Below are 15,488 nucleotides of genomic sequence, written 5' to 3'. Positions count from 1 at the left end.
GATCATGGGTGGCTCCTTATCGACCGACGACGCCGGTGCGGTTGATGAGCGTGTCGAGCATCTCGTCGATCGCGGTCAGGACGCGTGCCGCGCCCTCGTACGCCCTCTGGAACGCGAGCATGTTGACCGTCTCCTCGTCGGTGTCGACGCTGGCCTGCGCGAGCTGCTGCTGCTCGGCGGTGCTGCGGGCGGACTCGGCGACCGTCGCGCGCGAGGTCGCGCTCGCGGACCGCACCCCGAGGTCGACCACGACGGAGCTCCACTGCGCGTCGGGTCCGTCGGCCGCCGTGCCCAGCGCGCCGATCAGGTCCGCGACCGAGCCGTCGAGCGCGCCGGCGCCGGCGGTGGCGACCGCCACCTGCGACGGGTCGGTGACCGCGACCGTGAGACCGAGCGCGGCGGGCTGGCCCGGCGTGAAGGTGAAGAAGTCGCCGCCCGGCGTGCCGCCGGCGGTCAGGGCCGTCGAGTGCAGCGCGTTCACGCGCGTCGCGATGGTCGTCGCGAGCCCGTCGTAGCGGGCGGCGGCCTCGGCGAGGACGCCACCGTTGCCCGTGCCGTCCGCCGGCGCGAGCACCGACAGCAGCCCGGCGACGCGGCCGCCGGACATCGCGACGTCCTGCGCGGGACGGTCCGCCCACACCACGCCGACGCCCTGCGCCGGGGTGCCCGTGACCTGGTCGAAGGACGTCGCGCCGGACACCGCGAGGCGGTTGACCTTGGTGCCGGTCACCAGCGCGTTGCCGCCGACGAGCACGTCGAGGCTGCCGTCGGCGCGCACGTCCGCGACGCCGCCGACGAGCTCGGAGACCTGGGTGACGAGCAGGTCGCGCTGGTCCGCGAGCTCGTGGGCCGTGGCCCCCGACGCGGTGATGGCGGCGATCCGGCCGTTGAGGTCGGCGATGCCGGCGGCGGCGGTGTTCACCTGGTCGACGAGCGCGACGGCCGTGGTGCGCGCCTGCGTCCACTGCGTCCGGACGTCCGAGTAGAGCGTTCCCACGCGCTCCGCCACGGCGCGCGAGGTCTCGAGCAGGACGGCGCGGTTGGCGCTCTTGTCCGGGTAGTTGCCGACCTCCTGCCACGCGGCCCACATGTCCGAGAGCTGCGAGGACAGGCCGGTCTTGCCCGGCTCGCCGAGCGACGACTCGAGCGCCGAGTACGCCTCGGCGCGCGCGGTGAGGAAGGAGGACGACGAGGTGGCGACGCGCAGCTTCGCGTCCAGGAACACGTCCGCGAGCCGGTCGACGCTGCTGATCCGTGTGCCCTGGCCGATGCCGTCGTTGGTCGAGAACATCGAGGGGACCTGGACGCCGGAGACGGGGGCCATGGTCGCGCGCTGGCGCGTGTAGCCCACGGTGTTCGCGTTCGCGACGTTCTGCCCGGCGACGTCGAGCGCCTGCCGTTGCGCGATCAGCGAGCTCAGGGCGGTGCCGAGCCCGGAGAAGGTGCTCACGGTGTGCTTGTCCTCTCGTCGTCCGCCGCGCGGCGGTCCTGCGTCGTGCGTGGGCGCGAGACCCGGTGGCCGGTCGGTGCCGTCCCCGTCCCGGTCTCCCGGCGGGGGCGGCTCCTGCCCGTCTGATCGGTCAGAGCGTGCGGTCCACGAGGATTGCACCCGATTCTCCTGCCGAGGAGCGGCCGGCGCCGTCGTACGTGTGCGTGTCGCCGAGCGAGGCGAGGGTCTCCTGCGTCGCGCGGTGGGACATCGCGAGCAGCTCGCGGTTGCCGTCGGCGAGGTGCGAGATCTCCGCGGTGAGCGAGGCAAACGCCTCGCGGTGCTGGCGCAGCAGCTCGTCCCAGGGGGCCGGCGCCGCGTCGGCCATCTCCGCGAGGCTCGCGCCGTCGGGCACGCCGAGGGCGGCGCACGCCGCGACCGCCTCGACGGAGCGTCCGAGCTCGGCGTCACGGATCTGGGCCAGCACCGCCTCGACCTCGCGGGTGGCGTGGGCGAGCCACCGGGTCCGGCCGCTGGTGAGGAGCAGCTGCTCCTCCTCGAGCTTGAACAGGAGCAGCTCGAGCAGCGAACGCTCGTGCCACAGCACCTCGGACAGGGCGTCGAGCGCCATCTCCACTCCTCCTTCCGGACCTGGACGGGCTCCGGGACCGGTGCCGCCTCGACCGCCCTATCGGCAGGGCCTTCGGCGACCTGAATCGCCACGGGGGATCGGGTCATTCTCTCCCGCACGCCCGGCGACGGCTAGGGGACGATGGGCTGGTCGTCAAGGAGGGGGAAAGGGTTCCCCACCTGGACAAGCGTTCATTTTTGGTTGGCGAGGGCAATCGACTGTGATCTGCGTCACATTCGTTCGAGTGGGGTGCTGGAACCTAGACGGACGTCCAGTTCGCTTTTCCGCAGGTCGTGGCTTACCAGGTGGTCGGGCGGTGTCCGACTCGTTCCGATCTGCGTTGGCAGCGTTAACATCCGGCCTCCGGACGCTGGGAGAAAGGTCCCCTCAAGGTCCGGACCGCGCGCGCCGAACCCCCTCCTCGTGAGCCAGGAACTCGACCGCGACGCCCTCGTCGTCGCCAATCTCGCCCTCGTCGGCTACGCCGTCTCGGAGATGCTCCGACGCGTCCCGCCGACCGTCTCCCGCGACGAGCTCGCGTCCGCAGGCAGCCTCGCCCTGGTGCTGGCGGCGCGGGCCTACGACCCGAGCACGGGGGTGCCGTTCGCGCGGTACGCCTCGCTGCGCATCCGGGGCGCGATCGTCGACGAGCTGCGCTCGATGGACTGGGCGAGCCGTGGTGCCCGCACCCGCGTGCGCGAGCTCGCGGCCGCGACCGAGCGGCTGACCGCGGCGCTGGGCCGCGCGCCGTCCCGCGAGGAGCTCGCCTCCGCGCTCGGTACGGCCGTCGCGCAGGTCGACGAGGTGCGGGGCGACGCCGCGCGCCGGGTCCTGTCCATCGACGCCGGCGACGGCCCGAGCGTCATCGACTCGGTCGTGGACGCGGCCCAGACGCCCGAGCAGGCCGTGCTGGCCTCCGAGCGGCTGCGCTGGCTGCGCTCCGCCGTGGACACCCTGCCCGAGCGGCTGCAGGTCGTCGTGCGCGGGATCTTCCTCGAGGACCGCTCCGTCGCGGACCTGGCCGACGAGCTGGGGGTGACGCAGTCGCGGATCAGCCAGCTGCGGACCGAGGCGCTCACGCTCATGCGGGACGGCCTGAACACGCACCTCGACCCCGACCTGGTCGCGCCGGCCGACCGTCCCGACGGCGTGGCCGAGCGGCGGCGCCAGGCGTACTTCGCCTCGATCGCGGCCCGGACCGCGCACTACGCGCAGGCCGAGCGGCTGTCCTACGTGCCGGAGCAGGCGTCCGCGCCGGTGGTCCGGCCCACGCACGCCTCGGCCTGAGCTCGTCGCAAGAAATCCTCGGGAGAACTTCTCAGCCCTCCGGGGCCGGAGCCGATCAGGAGGGTGTGCCCACGGAAGGGCGCACCGACCCGGCTCAAGGAGGAAGATCACGATGGGTCTCTCGATCAACAACAACATCGCGGCGCTGAACTCGTACCGCAACCTGTCCAGCACGCAGAACGACCTGTCCAAGTCGCTCGAGAAGCTCTCCAGCGGCCTGCGCATCAACCGCGCCGCGGACGACGCTGCCGGCCTGGCGATCTCCGAGGGCCTGCGGGCGCAGATCGGCGGCACCAAGCAGGCCGTCCGCAACGCGCAGGACGGCATCTCCGTCGTCCAGACCGCTGAGGGTGCGCTCACCGAGACGCACTCGATCCTGCAGCGCATGCGCACGCTGTCCGTCCAGGCGGGCAACGACGGCGGTCTCTCGACCTCCGCCAAGTCGAACATCCAGGACGAGATGGACCAGCTCAAGACCGAGCTGACCCGCATCGCCGACACCACGCAGTTCAACGGCTCCAAGCTGCTCAACGGCAGCTACAACGGCAGCTTCCAGGTCGGCGCCAACACCGCGGCGGCCGACAAGATCGCCGTGGACCTGACCGGTTCCTCGATGGGTGCTGCCGGGCTCGGTGTCGACGGCGTCAACGTGACGAACACCGGCACGTCGTTCACCGCGGACGTCGACCTGGCCGCGACCACGGGCCCCTCGGGCACCGGTGCGCTCACCGTCACCACGGCGAGCGGCACGACCACGCTCAACCTGGACCTGTCGTCGTGGGACGACGCGGGCACCTCGGACGCCGCCAAGGCGAACCACGAGCTGCTGAACTCCGAGCTGGCCAAGGCCGTCGGTGGGACGAACTTCAGCGCCTCGGTCGACTCGTACGGCAAGGTGACCGTCGGCGGTGCCGGCATCACCGCCGCGACGGCGGTCGGCGCCACCGCGGCGAGCACGCCCGGCACGGGTTCGGCGGACGCGGCGATCAACTCGATCGACGCGGCCATCACCAAGGTCTCCTCGGTCCGCTCGCAGCTCGGTGCTGTGCAGAACCGGTTCGACCACACCATCAACAACCTCAACGTGTCGGTGGAGAACCTCTCCGCGTCGGAGAGCCGCATCCGCGACACGGACATGGCGCAGGAGATGGTGGCCTTCACCCGCTCGCAGATCCTCTCGCAGGCGGGCACGGCGATGCTGGCCCAGGCCAAGTCGCTGCCCCAGGGTGTGCTGCAGCTCCTGCAGTGACCTGACCCCCGGTCCGACGACCGGGTCCTGAACCGGGTGCGCGGCCGGCCCCCCCATCGCCGGCCGCGCACCCGAGCTCATTCCCTCTCGACGCAGCGCAGGAGTTGCCATGACCGCGATCGACGGCCTCGTCAGCGGGCTGCAGACCGCGGACCTGATCGACAGCCTCATCACGCTGCAGTCAGGCACGCAGACGCTGCTCAAGACCAAGCAGACCACCGCGTCCTCGCTCGTCACGGCGCTGCAGTCGCTCAACACGAAGGTCGCGTCCCTCGCGGAGCACTCCGCCAAGGTCGCCAAGGCGAGCTCCTGGACCGCGGTGACCGCGAAGTCCTCGGCGACGGGGGCCACGGCGACGTCCAGCGCGTCCGCCCAGCCCGGGACGCTCTCGTTGCGGGTCGGCGCCGTCGCCGCCTCGCAGTCCTCGCTCGTCACCCTGCCGGCCGCCGCCGAGCACGCCGCCGACGCACCGGTCTTCACGGTCACCCGGGGCGGCACGACCACGACGGTCACCGCCGCGAGCACCTCGGTCCCGGACGTGGTCGAGGCGTTCAACGCCTCCGGCACCGGGGTGCGGGCCACCGCCATCAAGGTGCCCGAGGTCGACGCCGACGGCAACGCCACCGGCGCCAGCACCTACCGGCTGCAGCTGACCGGCACGGACACCGGCGCCACGAACGCGTTCACGGTGGCCTACGCCGCGGCCGACGGCACGTCCCACGGGCTCGACCTGCAGCAGGTCCGCGCCGCCTCCGACGCGGCGATCACGCTGTTCCCGGGCAGTGCGGCCGAGCAGACCGTCACGTCGTCGTCCAACACGTTCACGGGCCTCATGACGGGTGTCGACGTCACCGTCAGCGCGGTGACGAAGGCCGACGCCGAGCCCGTGACGATCACGGTCGAGCGCGACACGAGCGCGTTGCGCGCCCTGGCCTCGGGCATCGTCTCCAACCTCACGGCGGTCCTCGGCGACATCACGTCGCGGACCGCGTCCACGACGTCGACGGCGAGCGACGGCGGGAGCGTCGTGAAGGGCGGGCTCTTCTCGGGCGACGCGACCATCCGCGGCCTGCAGCAGGCCCTCCTCTCGCAGGCGTCGCTCCCGGTCGGCGGCACGTCGCCGTCCGACGTCGGGGTCGTCATCGGCCGGGACGGCACGTTCACGTTCGACGCGGAGAAGTTCGACGCCGCGCTCGCGGCCGACCCCGCCAGGGTGCAGGCGGTCCTCACGGGGGTCGCCGAGCGGCTCGCGACGACCGCGAAGGGTGCGTCCGACCCCGCCACGGGCAGCCTCACGCTGTCGGTCCAGTCCCAGCAGTCGCTCGTCAAGGACCTCGGCACGCAGATCACCGACTGGGACGACCGGCTCGCGGCCCGCCGCGAGTCGCTCGAGCGCACCTACGCGACGCTCGAGACCACGCTGTCGAACCTGCAGTCGCAGTCCAGCTACCTCGCGAGCCAGATCGCGTCGCTCACGACCTCGTCGTCGCGCTGACCAAGGAGGACCCATGTACGACGCCCGATCCGCGTACCGGACCGCCACGCTCGAGACGGCCGCGCCCGCGAAGGTGGTCACGATGCTGTTCGACCGCCTGCTGCTCGACGTCGACCGCGCGAGCGCCGCGTTCGCGCAGGGCGACGTCGTCGGCGGTCGCAGCCAGGCGCAGCACGCCCAGGACATCGTCGCCGAGCTCATGGCGAGCCTCGACGTCGCGGCCTGGGACGGCGGGCCGGTGCTGATGTCGGTCTACGCCTACCTGTACTCCGCACTCGTCGACGCCGGCGTCCGCGCGGACGCCGAGAAGCTCGCCGAGTGCCGCTCCCTCATCGAGCCGCTGGCCGCCACGTGGCACGAGGCGGCGGCGCTGACCGCGGCCGCCGCGCCCGCCGCCGCGGGGCCCGTCCCGGCCACCGGCGCCGGGCTCCTCGGGGTCGGCTGAGATGACCGCGGGCCTGGCGAGCGAGCAGCAGTGGCACGCCCGCTGGGAGGCCGCGCTCGAGGCCCTCGAGCTCGACGTCGCCGCCGCGGAGGAGCTCCTGCGCGTCGCGCACCTGCCCGACGTGGCCGAGGTCGCGAAGGTCGCCGCGTGGCACCCGCCGGCGGGCCTCGGACCGCTGCCCGCGCCCCTGCTCACGCGCGCCCGCACGCTCCTGGACCGCCAGCTCGAGGTCGCGGGGCTCGTCGCGCACGCCGCGGTCGCCTCGCGCCGGCAGGCGGTCGCGGCGCGCGCCCTGCGCGCCCGGCCGGCCGCCGTCCCGGTCTACCTCGACGCGGAGGGCTGAACCGGGTCCGTGCGCCGTTCGGGTGACCGCGCGGTCTCGTCGGAAAACCTCTCACGAAGCCGCCCCGCCCTCCGATGGACGGGGTGAGCACGGACCGCTCGCACCGCAGGCCACGGATGGCCGCCCCCGCCACTCGTGGATGAGGCGAACCCTGTGGGCCTTCTCGACTCCGTGAGCTACACCGCGGTCAACACCGCGCTGGACGCTCTCGCGCTGCGGCAGCGCGCCATCGCCGACAACGTCGCGAACCTCCAGACGCCGGGCTACCACGCCCGTGTCGTCGAGTTCGAGGACGCGCTGTCGCGCGCCGTCTCCGGCGGCACCGGCGCGGCCGAGACGACCGTCCGGCGGTCGACCGACCCGACGCAGCTCAACGGCAACAACGTCAACCTCGACGAGCAGACGACGCTCAACGTCGAGACCAACCTGCGCTACCAGCTCGCGACGCAGGCGGTCTCCGGGCAGTTCTCGTCCGTGCGCGCCGCGATGAGGACGTCATGAGCATCTTCGGCGCGATCGGCATCGCGCAGTCCGGCCTCACCGTGCACCGCACGTGGCTCGACGCCGTGTCCGACAACCTGGCCAACATCTCGACCGTCACCTCGACCGACGAGAACGCGTTCCAGGCGCGGTACGTCGTCGCGCAGGAGAACCCGGGCAGCGAGGGCGGCGCGCGCGTCGTCGGCGCCGCGTTCGGCTCCGCCGAGGGCCGCCTGGTCTACGAGCCGGCGAACCCGCTGGCCGACGAGAACGGCTACGTGCGCTACCCCGACATCGACATGGCGAGCCAGATGGCCCAGCTCGTCATGGCCCAGCGCGGCTACCAGGCGAACGCCGCCGTGGTGGACCGCGCCAAGGAGACCTACACCGCTGCGCTGCAGATCGGACGTTCCTGATGCCCATCCCCGTCGCGCCCGTCGGCGCGCTCCCCACCGCCGCCGTCACCCCGACCACGGCCACCACCGCCGCGGCGACCTCCGCGGCCGACGCGGCGGCCTCCGCCGCGAACGGGGCCCAGTTCGCCTCCGTGCTCGGCTCGGTCGACTCGCTGCAGGCGCTGCAGTCCCGCTCGTCGGACCTGGCCGTCCAGGCCGTGACCGGTGACCTGGAGAACGTGCACGACTACACGATCGCCGCGGCCGAGTCCTCGCTCGCGCTCGAGCTGACCGCCGCCGTGCGGAACAAGGCCGTCGAGGCGTTCACCGAGATCATGCGGATGCAGGCCTGATGCCCGCCCAGGTCCAGGCGGCCCTCGGCAAGCTCACCGACGCCGTCAAGCAGTTCAGCCTCGCCCAGCGCACGCTCGCGATCATCGGCGTCGCGGTGCTGGTCCTCGGTGCCGTGGCGCTCACCTCCTGGCTGTCCAAGCCGGCGCTGAGCCCGCTGTACACGAGCCTGTCCGCCTCGGACGCGGCCGCGGTGGTCGACGAGCTGACCGCGCAGGGCGTGTCCTACGAGCTCGCCGACGGCGGCTCGACGGTCATGGTCCCCGCGAACCAGATCTACGCCCAGCGCATCCACCTCGCGGCGGCCGGCATCCCGGAGAACTCCGACGGCGCCGGCTACTCGCTGCTGGACGACATGCCCATGACGTCGAGCGAGTTCCAGCAGGAGAAGACGTACCAGCGCGCGCTGGAGGGCGAGCTCGCCAAGACGATCGGCGCGATGGACGGCGTCGAGTCGGCGACCGTGAAGCTCGCGATGCCGGAGGAGACGGTGTTCACCGAGCAGGTCGCCGAGCCCACCGCGTCGGTGTTCGTCCGCACGCGGGCCGGCGCTTCGCTCACCACCGACCAGGTGCAGGCGATCACGCACCTGGTGGCCGCGGGGATCCCCGACATGGTGCCGACCGACGTCGCGCTCGTCGACGCCTCGGGCCAGGTCCTGTCCGCCGTCGGGTCCGGCACCACGGGCCTGGCCGGCGGCGAGGCGAGCGACTACGAGGAGCGCGTGCGCTCGTCGGTGCAGACGCTGCTCGACCGCGTCGTCGGGCCCGGCCGCTCGGCCGTGACCGTCACCGCGACGCTGGACTTCGACGCCAGCCAGCGGACCACGGAGACGTTCGGTGCGACCGAGGACGTCCCGCCGCTCGCGTCGTCGACGACGAGCGAGAAGTACACGGGCACCGACAGCACCGCCACGGGCGTGCTGGGTCCCGACCAGGACGTCGTCGGCACCGACGGCACGGGCGGTGGCGGGACCTACACCTCGACCACCGAGGACGTGACCAACGCGGTGAACAAGACCACGGAGACCGTGACGGCCGCACCGGGCTCGGTGGACCGGCAGTCGGTCGCCGTCATGATCGACTCCGAGGCGGCCGCCGGGCTCGACCTCACCGCGCTGCAGGCCACCGTGGCCGCGGCGGCGGGCATCGACACCGAGCGCGGCGACACCCTCGCGCTGCAGGCCGCGGCCTTCGACACCAGCGCCGCCGACGAGGCCGCCACCGCGCTCGCCGCGGCCGACAAGGCCGCCGCGGCGCAGGCGCAGAACGACCTGATCCGGCAGGGCGCCACCGCCGGCGTGGTCCTGCTCGTCGTGATCGTGCTCGTCGTGGTCCTGTCCCGGCGGTCCCGCCGGGCCCGCCGCGAGGCCGTCGACCTGGGCCTGCTCCCGGTGCTCGGCGAGGGCGAGGGCGGCGCCGCCGCCCAGCTGGAGGGCGTGACCGCGGACGACCTGCCGGTCCTGCCCCCGGCGCCGGTCCCCGCGGGCCCGGACCCGCTCGCGGTCAAGCGTGCCGAGATCGGCGCGCTCGCGGACGACCAGCCCGAGGAGGTCGCGGACCTCCTGCGCTCGTGGCTCGCGACGCCGAGCGGACGCCGCTGATGACCGTCACGCTGCCCGGGCCGCAGAAGGCCGCGATGCTCCTGGTCCAGCTGGGCCGCGAGCGTGCCGCCCGCGTCATGGCGAGCATGGACGTCGCGGAGATCGAGGAGCTCACCGCGCAGATCCTGCGCCTGGACCGGGTGGACCAGGAGCAGGCGGACGCGGTGCTCGAGGAGTTCTACGACGTGTCCGTCGCCGGCCCCGGCGTGGGCGGCGGGCTCGGTCTGGCGCAGCAGCTGCTCGAGGCGTCGCTGGGCGCCGAGCAGGCCGCGACCGTGATGGAGCGCCTGCAGGTGCACCTCGCGGGCCAGCCGTTCGAGTTCCTGCAGCAGGCCGACGCCCGGCAGGTGGTCTCGCTGCTGTCCGGCGAGCACCCGCAGGCGATCGCGCTGGTGCTCGCGCACCTGCGCCCCGACCACGCGTCCACGATCCTCGCGGGTCTCGAGCCCGGTCTGCAGGGCGAGGTCGCGCACCGCATCGCGCTCATGGAGCGGGCCTCGCCGGACGTCGTCGCGGTGGTCGCCGAGCAGCTCCAGCGCAAGGCGTCCGCGGTGCTCGCGCCGCGTGAGCTCGCCGCCGTCGGTGGCGTGCAGCCGCTCGTCGAGATCATCAACCGCGCCGACCCCACCACGGAGAAGGCGATCCTCGAGGGGCTCGCCTCGCGCGACGAGGAGCTCGCGGAGGAGGTCCGCAGCCGGATGTTCGTGTTCAACGACGTCGTGCTGCTCGAGGACCGCGCGATGCAGATGGTGCTGCGCCAGGTGGAGACCGCCGAGCTGTCGCTCGCGCTCAAGGGCGTGTCCGACGAGGTGCGCGACACCGTGCTGCGCAACCTGTCCGAGCGCGCGCGGGAGAACCTGGTCGAGGAGATCGAGCTGCTGGGCCCCGTCCGCCTGTCCCAGGTGGAGGAGGCGCGCGCGGGCATCGTCCAGTCGATCCGCCGGCTCGAGGAGAGCGGGCAGATCGTCATCCGCCGCGAGGGGGAGGACGAGTACGTTGCCTGAGACCCTCACCGAGCAGGCCACGCGTCCCGTCTGGCTGCAGCCGCTCACGACGAGCGCGTCCGACGACCAGGCCCACGACGCCGCCCGCACGGCGGGCTTCGCCGCCGGGTACGCCGCCGGCGCTCGTCGTGCCGCCGCCGACGCCGCCGCGACCGCCGAGCGCACCGCGCGCGCCGCGGCCCAGGCGGCGCAGGACCAGCAGGAGGCCGTCGACCGCGCGCTCGCCGCGCTCGCCGCGGCCGCCGACGCGGTGCGGGCGCTGGCCGCGCCGGTCCTGGCGGACGCGACCACGGCCGTGCACCTCGCCGCGCTGACGCTCGCCGAGGGTGTCCTGGGCGTCGAGCTCGCCGACCACGAGCGGTCCGCGCAGGCCGCGCTGGCCCGCGTGCTCGCGGCCGAGCCCGGGCCCGGCCCGGTGACCGTGGCGCTGCACCCGCGTGACCTGGCGGTGCTCTCCGCGCTGCCGGGCGCCGCCCCGCTGCCCGACGCGCTCCGGCTCGTCGCCGACCCCTCCCTGTGCCCGGGCGACGCGGTCGCGCACCACGCCGACGGGCACCTGGACGCCCGCGTGGACGCCGCGCTCGCGCGCGCCCGCGACGAGCTCGCTCACCTCGACGGCCCGCAGGTGACCCCGTGACCGCGCTCGCCACCACCGCCCCCGCGCGCCGGCCGTCCCTCCTCGGCCTGCCCGACGCGGTGCTCGATGCCGCCCGCCCGCAGGCGGTGGGCGTGCTGCGCACCGTCGTCGGGCTCACGCTCGAGGTGGTCGGCACGCGCAGCGCCGTGGGCGACCTGGTCCGCGTGGGCGAGGGCGCGGACGCGGTCCTCGCCGAGGTCGTCGCGACGAGCGACGGCACGGCCCGCTGCCTGCCGCTGGGCCCGACCCGCGGCCTGCGCGCCGGCACCCGGGTGCGGCCCGCCGGCGCCCTGCGCGTGCCCGTGGGGGCGGGGCTGCTCGGCCGCGTCCTGGACGGGCTCGGCCGCCCCATCGACGGCCGCGGCCCGCTGCGTGCGGACGCCTGGGTCCCCGTGGACGGCGAGGCGCCGCACCCGCTCGAGCGGGCGCGCGTCGACACCCCGCTCGACCTGGGCGTGCGCGTCCTCGACACGCTCGTGACCGCCGGCCGCGGCCAGCGCCTGGGCCTGTTCGCCGGGTCGGGCGTCGGCAAGTCGAGCCTGCTGTCGATGATCGCGCGCGGCACGGAGGCGGAGGTCTCCGTCATCGCGCTCGTCGGCGAGCGCGGCCGCGAGGTGCGGGAGTTCCTCGAGGACGACCTCGGCCCGGAGGGCCTGGCGCGCTCCGTCGTCGTGGTCGCGACGTCCGACCAGCCGCCGCTCGTCCGCATGCGCTCGGCGTTCGTCGCGACGCGCATCGCCGAGCACCTGCGCGACGAGGGCCGGCACGCGGTCCTGATGATGGACTCGCTCACGCGCGTGGCGATGGCCCAGCGCGAGATCGGCCTGTCCGTGGGCGAGCCGCCCGCGACGCGCGGCTACCCGCCGAGCACGTTCGCGCTGCTCGCCCAGCTCCTCGAGCGGGCGGGCACCGGCCCGCGCGGCTCGGTGACCGGGCTCTACACGGTCCTCGTCGACGGCGACGACCACAACGAGCCGATCGCCGACGCGGCGCGCTCGATCCTCGACGGGCACGTGGTCCTCGACCGTCGGCTCGCCGTCGCCGGGCACTTCCCGAGCGTCGACGCCCTCGGCTCGATCAGCCGCGTCGCGTCCCGCGTCAGCTCCCCCGAGCAGCGCGCCCTCGCGCAGCGCCTCCGCTCGGTCATGGCCGCGCGGCGCGCCGCGCAGGACCTGCTCGACGTCGGCGCGTACGTCGCCGGCACCAACCCGCTCGTCGACGCCGCCGTCACGCACGGCGCGCAGATCGACGCGTTCCTGCAGCAGGGCATGGCCGAGGCCGCGCCCGCCGCGTCGTCCTGGGAGCGCCTGCGCGCGCTCGCCCACACGTTGGGAGACCTGCCGTGAGCCGTCCCTTCCCGCTCGGCGGGCTGCTGCGGATCCGCGAGCGCGCGGAGGAGCGCGCGGCGGCCGAGCTCGCCGGCGCTCGTCGTGACGCCGAGCGGGTGCGCCTGCGTCAGCAGGCCACGCGTGAGGCGCTCGCCGGCACCACCCTGCCCTCCGGCACCGACGAGCTGGCCTGGATGGCCGCCGTCTCGAGCCGCGCGACCCTGGCCGTCCTGCTGCAGGAGGCGGAGCGCGCGGTCGAGGAGGCCGAGCGCGAGGTCGCCGCGCAGTCCCGGCACTGGTCCGTCGCGCGCCGCGACGTGCGGGCGATCGACCGCCTCGCGGAGCGGCACGACGAGGCCGAGCGGGCGCTCGAGGCGCACGCCGAGCAGGCGGTGCTCGACGAGGTCGCCGCGCGGCGCGTCGCGCCCGCCGCGCCGGGCTCGTCGGTCTCGACCGGTTCGACGGGTTCGACGGCCTCGCCGGGCTCGTTCGCGCAGCCGGCCGCGTCCCCCGCGGGAGGCCGCTCGTGACCGGGCTCGCCGCCGTGCAGGCGCGCATCGCCGAGCTGCAGTCGCTCGTCGCCCCCGCGCCGGCCTCGTCGTCGGTCGCGCCCTCGTCGGCCGGCGCGGACTTCGCGTCCGCGCTGACGGACGCCTCGGCCTTGCTGGACCCGACGAGCGCGCCCGCCCCGACCGACGCGCCGGCCCCGACCACCGTGCCTCCGACGCCCGTGCCCCCGGCCGATCTCCCCGCGACCGGCGAGGGCATCGCGCCGGGCACCGGTCTGACCGGGCAGGACCTGGTCGACGCCGCGGAGCGGTACCTCGGCACCCCGTACGTGTGGGGCGGGGAGTCGCTCGACGAGGGCGGGCTGGACTGCAGCGGGCTGGTGCTGCGTGCGCTCACCGACCTGGGGGTCGAGGGCGTCCCGCGCGTCGCCCGCGACCAGCAGCAGCTCGGCGAGCGCGTCCCGTCGCTCGACCAGGCGCAGCCCGGTGACCTGCTGGTGTTCGACGGCGGCTCGCACATCGCGATCTACGTCGGCGACGGCCGGATGATCGACGCGCCCAAGCCCGGCGGCCACGTCTCCGTGCGCGACGTGTACGAGGAGCCGACGAACATCCGCCGCATCCTCCCGCAGGAGCAGACGCTGTCCGCCGACCTCTCGACCCTCTCGACGGCGTCGCCCCTCGCGTCCCTGTCGTCGCTGTCGTCCCTGTCCTCGCTGTCGTCGCTGTCGTCGCTGTCTCCTCTGCCGGCGTCGTCCCTGTCCTCGTCCGGTCCGCTCTCGGCGGCCGGCGTCTCGACCGCCGCGGCGCAGACGCAGTGGCAGGTCCTCGCGAGCCTGATGGGCGGTGCCGCATGACCACGAACCAGCTCCGGGTGACCCCGGTGACCACGCAGCCGGTCCCGCACGCGGGTCGCTCGCGCGTCACCGACGGGCAGGACTTCGCGAGCGCGCTCGACGCGGCCGACCGGGCCTTCACCACGAGCCGCGACGGCGCAGGTCGTGCCGCCGCGCCCGGGATGCGCCCGGAGCGCCCGGCGGACACCGACGACCACGCGCGGGCGTCCGACCGGGCGCAGCGCTCCGGCGGCCCGGCGGGTGCCGACGACTCCGCGCGCACCGACGCGACCGACGGCCCCGCGAGCGCCGACGGGACGACGAGCACCGCGACCGACGCCGCCGAGTCCTCGTCGCCGACCGACGCCGCGACGTCGGACCCGACCGTCGCCCCGACGCCGACCACCGACGGGTCCGCCGCGATGACGACGGCGCAGGTGAGCGCCGCGGCGACCGGAGCAGTCGCCGGCGAGGGCGCGAACCCCCTGCCGGCGGCGACCGGCCCCGCGCCCGCCGTGGACGCGGCCGCCGGCCCGACCGCCGCGACTGCGACCGCACCGACGAGCACGGCGGCCGCTCCGACGAGCACCACGACCGTCGCCGGCGCCACGGCCGACACGTCGGCCGCCGCCCCGGGCGCCGTCTCGATCCCCGCGACGGACGCCGCGACGACGAGCGCGCCGACCGACGCCCCCACGGCCGACAGCACCCCCGCGACCGGTCGTCCGGGCGGGGCCGCGGCCGGTCATGGCGCGACGTCCGACGGGTCGACGCCGGGCTCGTCGGACCCGACCGTGCGGACGACGACGCCCGCGGACCCGGCGCGTCCCGCGGGCGACCCGGGCGCGCGGACCGACGCGACCGGACCGTCGAACGGGACAGCGCCGAACGCGACGACGACCGTGGCGTCCCCCGGGGCGAGCGCCGCGGGAGCGTCCACGGCCGCGCCGGCCGCGGCGCCGACCGGCGGGGCGGCCGCCCCGACGCCCGCGCCGGCACCGAGCCCCACGCCGGCACCGAGCCCTGCCGCGGCGCCCCCGCTCGCGGAGCAGCTCGGGGCGCGCCTGGCGACGCTCGGCGGGCTGCAGCGCGGGACGCACGTGCTGACGGTGCCGGTGGACCCCGAGCACCTGGGGCCGGTGCGGATCGTGGCGCACATCGGCGCGGAGTCGGTGCGCGTCGAGCTCCTCGGCGCCACGGACGCGTCGCGGCAGGCGCTGCAGCAGTCGCTGGGCGACCTGCGCCGGGACCTCGCGGCGGCCGGCCTGCAGGTCGACGTGGGGGACCGGCGCGGTGCGTCGGACCCGTCCGCGGACGGCTCGCGCGACGGCTCGTCGGGCCCGCGTCCCGGACCGGCTCGCACGTCCGACGAGACCCGCGGCGACCGCGCCGCCCACCCCCTGACCACCGCTGCGCCCGGCCACGCCGGCCGGCTCGACCTCGTCGTCTGACCGACAGGAGCACCC

17 protein-coding genes are annotated in these 15,488 nt (G+C 75.0%); 15 read left to right on the top strand and 2 right to left on the bottom strand.

The genetic code is table 11. From position 1 onward, the window contains the following. Window positions 1-16: 16 nt before the first annotated feature. Entirely contained in the window at window positions 17-1,450 is a 1,434-nt protein-coding gene (gene flgK / locus KIN34_RS02120) for a flagellar hook-associated protein FlgK (RefSeq protein ID WP_214346076.1), read from the bottom strand. A 130-nt stretch (window positions 1,451-1,580) separates the two neighbouring features. After that, window positions 1,581-2,060 (bottom strand): flagellar export chaperone FlgN, encoded by a 480-nt coding sequence (flgN, locus tag KIN34_RS02115; RefSeq protein ID WP_214346074.1) that lies wholly within the window; start codon window positions 2,058-2,060, stop codon window positions 1,581-1,583. A gap of 423 nt (window positions 2,061-2,483) precedes the next feature. Here flgN and KIN34_RS02110 point away from each other — a divergent pair, with 423 nt between their 5' ends. The 15 genes from KIN34_RS02110 to KIN34_RS02040 all read left to right on the top strand — a co-directional run bounded on the left by KIN34_RS02110 (window position 2,484) and on the right by KIN34_RS02040 (window position 15,473). After that, complete coding sequence (locus KIN34_RS02110) at window positions 2,484-3,347, top strand: sigma-70 family RNA polymerase sigma factor (RefSeq protein WP_214346073.1); 864 nt, start codon at window positions 2,484-2,486, stop codon at window positions 3,345-3,347. Window positions 3,348-3,459: 112 nt separating this feature from the next. Next, a complete protein-coding gene (locus KIN34_RS02105; protein WP_214346072.1) occupies window positions 3,460-4,596 on the top strand; it encodes a flagellin N-terminal helical domain-containing protein in 1,137 nt (378 codons plus the stop codon). A gap of 109 nt (window positions 4,597-4,705) precedes the next feature. Further along, complete coding sequence (gene fliD / locus KIN34_RS02100; protein ID WP_214346071.1) at window positions 4,706-6,091, top strand: flagellar filament capping protein FliD; 1,386 nt, start codon at window positions 4,706-4,708, stop codon at window positions 6,089-6,091. Between the two features lie 13 nt (window positions 6,092-6,104). Next, on the top strand, window positions 6,105-6,536 hold the full coding sequence (gene fliS / locus KIN34_RS02095) for a flagellar export chaperone FliS (RefSeq protein WP_214346070.1): 432 nt from the start codon (window positions 6,105-6,107) through the stop codon (window positions 6,534-6,536). A 1-nt stretch (window position 6,537) separates the two neighbouring features. Further along, a complete protein-coding gene (locus tag KIN34_RS02090; protein ID WP_214346069.1) occupies window positions 6,538-6,879 on the top strand; it encodes a hypothetical protein in 342 nt (113 codons plus the stop codon). A 153-nt stretch (window positions 6,880-7,032) separates the two neighbouring features. Next, window positions 7,033-7,380 (top strand): flagellar basal body rod protein FlgB, encoded by a 348-nt coding sequence (locus KIN34_RS02085; protein ID WP_214346067.1) that lies wholly within the window; start codon window positions 7,033-7,035, stop codon window positions 7,378-7,380. Continuing rightward, complete coding sequence (locus tag KIN34_RS02080; RefSeq protein WP_214346066.1) at window positions 7,377-7,775, top strand: flagellar basal body rod protein FlgC; 399 nt, start codon at window positions 7,377-7,379, stop codon at window positions 7,773-7,775. The genes KIN34_RS02085 and KIN34_RS02080 overlap by 4 nt, the downstream gene beginning before the upstream one ends. Beyond that, on the top strand, window positions 7,775-8,107 hold the full coding sequence (gene fliE / locus KIN34_RS02075) for a flagellar hook-basal body complex protein FliE (RefSeq protein ID WP_214346065.1): 333 nt from the start codon (window positions 7,775-7,777) through the stop codon (window positions 8,105-8,107). Before KIN34_RS02080 ends, fliE begins: the two co-directional genes overlap by 1 nt. Next, window positions 8,107-9,708: a flagellar basal-body MS-ring/collar protein FliF gene (fliF, locus tag KIN34_RS02070; RefSeq protein ID WP_214346064.1), complete on the top strand. Its 1,602-nt coding sequence runs from the start codon at window positions 8,107-8,109 to the stop codon at window positions 9,706-9,708. Before fliE ends, fliF begins: the two co-directional genes overlap by 1 nt. After that, window positions 9,708-10,712 carry a flagellar motor switch protein FliG gene (gene fliG, locus KIN34_RS02065; RefSeq protein ID WP_214351662.1) on the top strand — a complete coding sequence of 335 codons (1,005 nt, stop codon included), beginning with the start codon at window positions 9,708-9,710 and terminating at the stop codon, window positions 10,710-10,712. Before fliF ends, fliG begins: the two co-directional genes overlap by 1 nt. After that, window positions 10,705-11,349 carry a FliH/SctL family protein gene (locus tag KIN34_RS02060; protein ID WP_214346062.1) on the top strand — a complete coding sequence of 215 codons (645 nt, stop codon included), beginning with the start codon at window positions 10,705-10,707 and terminating at the stop codon, window positions 11,347-11,349. Before fliG ends, KIN34_RS02060 begins: the two co-directional genes overlap by 8 nt. Then, window positions 11,346-12,695, top strand: a complete 1,350-nt coding sequence (locus KIN34_RS02055) for a FliI/YscN family ATPase (RefSeq protein WP_372449513.1) — start codon at window positions 11,346-11,348, stop codon at window positions 12,693-12,695. Before KIN34_RS02060 ends, KIN34_RS02055 begins: the two co-directional genes overlap by 4 nt. Beyond that, a complete protein-coding gene (fliJ, locus tag KIN34_RS02050) occupies window positions 12,692-13,207 on the top strand; it encodes a flagellar export protein FliJ (RefSeq protein WP_214346055.1) in 516 nt (171 codons plus the stop codon). Before KIN34_RS02055 ends, fliJ begins: the two co-directional genes overlap by 4 nt. Continuing rightward, window positions 13,204-14,043, top strand: coding sequence for a C40 family peptidase (locus KIN34_RS02045; protein ID WP_214346053.1), 840 nt, complete (start codon window positions 13,204-13,206; stop codon window positions 14,041-14,043). Before fliJ ends, KIN34_RS02045 begins: the two co-directional genes overlap by 4 nt. Next, on the top strand, window positions 14,040-15,473 hold the full coding sequence (locus KIN34_RS02040) for a flagellar hook-length control protein FliK (protein WP_214346051.1): 1,434 nt from the start codon (window positions 14,040-14,042) through the stop codon (window positions 15,471-15,473). The genes KIN34_RS02045 and KIN34_RS02040 overlap by 4 nt, the downstream gene beginning before the upstream one ends. The last annotated feature ends 15 nt before the right edge of the window (window positions 15,474-15,488 follow it).

Origin of the sequence: Cellulomonas fulva, from assembly GCF_018531375.1 — a bacterium.
GTDB classification, from domain to species: Bacteria; Actinomycetota; Actinomycetes; order Actinomycetales; family Cellulomonadaceae; genus Cellulomonas; species Cellulomonas fulva.
Note: the sequence above shows the minus strand (reverse complement) of the source record. Positions and strands in the feature narration are given on the sequence as shown.

Excerpts from the sequence above, each read along its gene's own strand:
- flgN (WP_214346074.1), bottom strand. The coding sequence starts at position 2,060 with ATGGCGCTCGACGCCCTGTCCGAGGTGCTGTGGCACGAGCGTTCGCTG.
- KIN34_RS02105 (WP_214346072.1), top strand. The coding sequence starts at position 3,460 with ATGGGTCTCTCGATCAACAACAACATCGCGGCGCTGAACTCGTACCGC.
- fliD (WP_214346071.1), top strand. The coding sequence starts at position 4,706 with ATGACCGCGATCGACGGCCTCGTCAGCGGGCTGCAGACCGCGGACCTG.
- fliS (WP_214346070.1), top strand. The coding sequence starts at position 6,105 with ATGTACGACGCCCGATCCGCGTACCGGACCGCCACGCTCGAGACGGCC.
- KIN34_RS02090 (WP_214346069.1), top strand. The coding sequence starts at position 6,538 with ATGACCGCGGGCCTGGCGAGCGAGCAGCAGTGGCACGCCCGCTGGGAG.
- KIN34_RS02080 (WP_214346066.1), top strand. The coding sequence starts at position 7,377 with ATGAGCATCTTCGGCGCGATCGGCATCGCGCAGTCCGGCCTCACCGTG.
- fliE (WP_214346065.1), top strand. The coding sequence starts at position 7,775 with ATGCCCATCCCCGTCGCGCCCGTCGGCGCGCTCCCCACCGCCGCCGTC.
- fliF (WP_214346064.1), top strand. The coding sequence starts at position 8,107 with ATGCCCGCCCAGGTCCAGGCGGCCCTCGGCAAGCTCACCGACGCCGTC.
- fliG (WP_214351662.1), top strand. The coding sequence starts at position 9,708 with ATGACCGTCACGCTGCCCGGGCCGCAGAAGGCCGCGATGCTCCTGGTC.
- KIN34_RS02040 (WP_214346051.1), top strand. The coding sequence starts at position 14,040 with ATGACCACGAACCAGCTCCGGGTGACCCCGGTGACCACGCAGCCGGTC.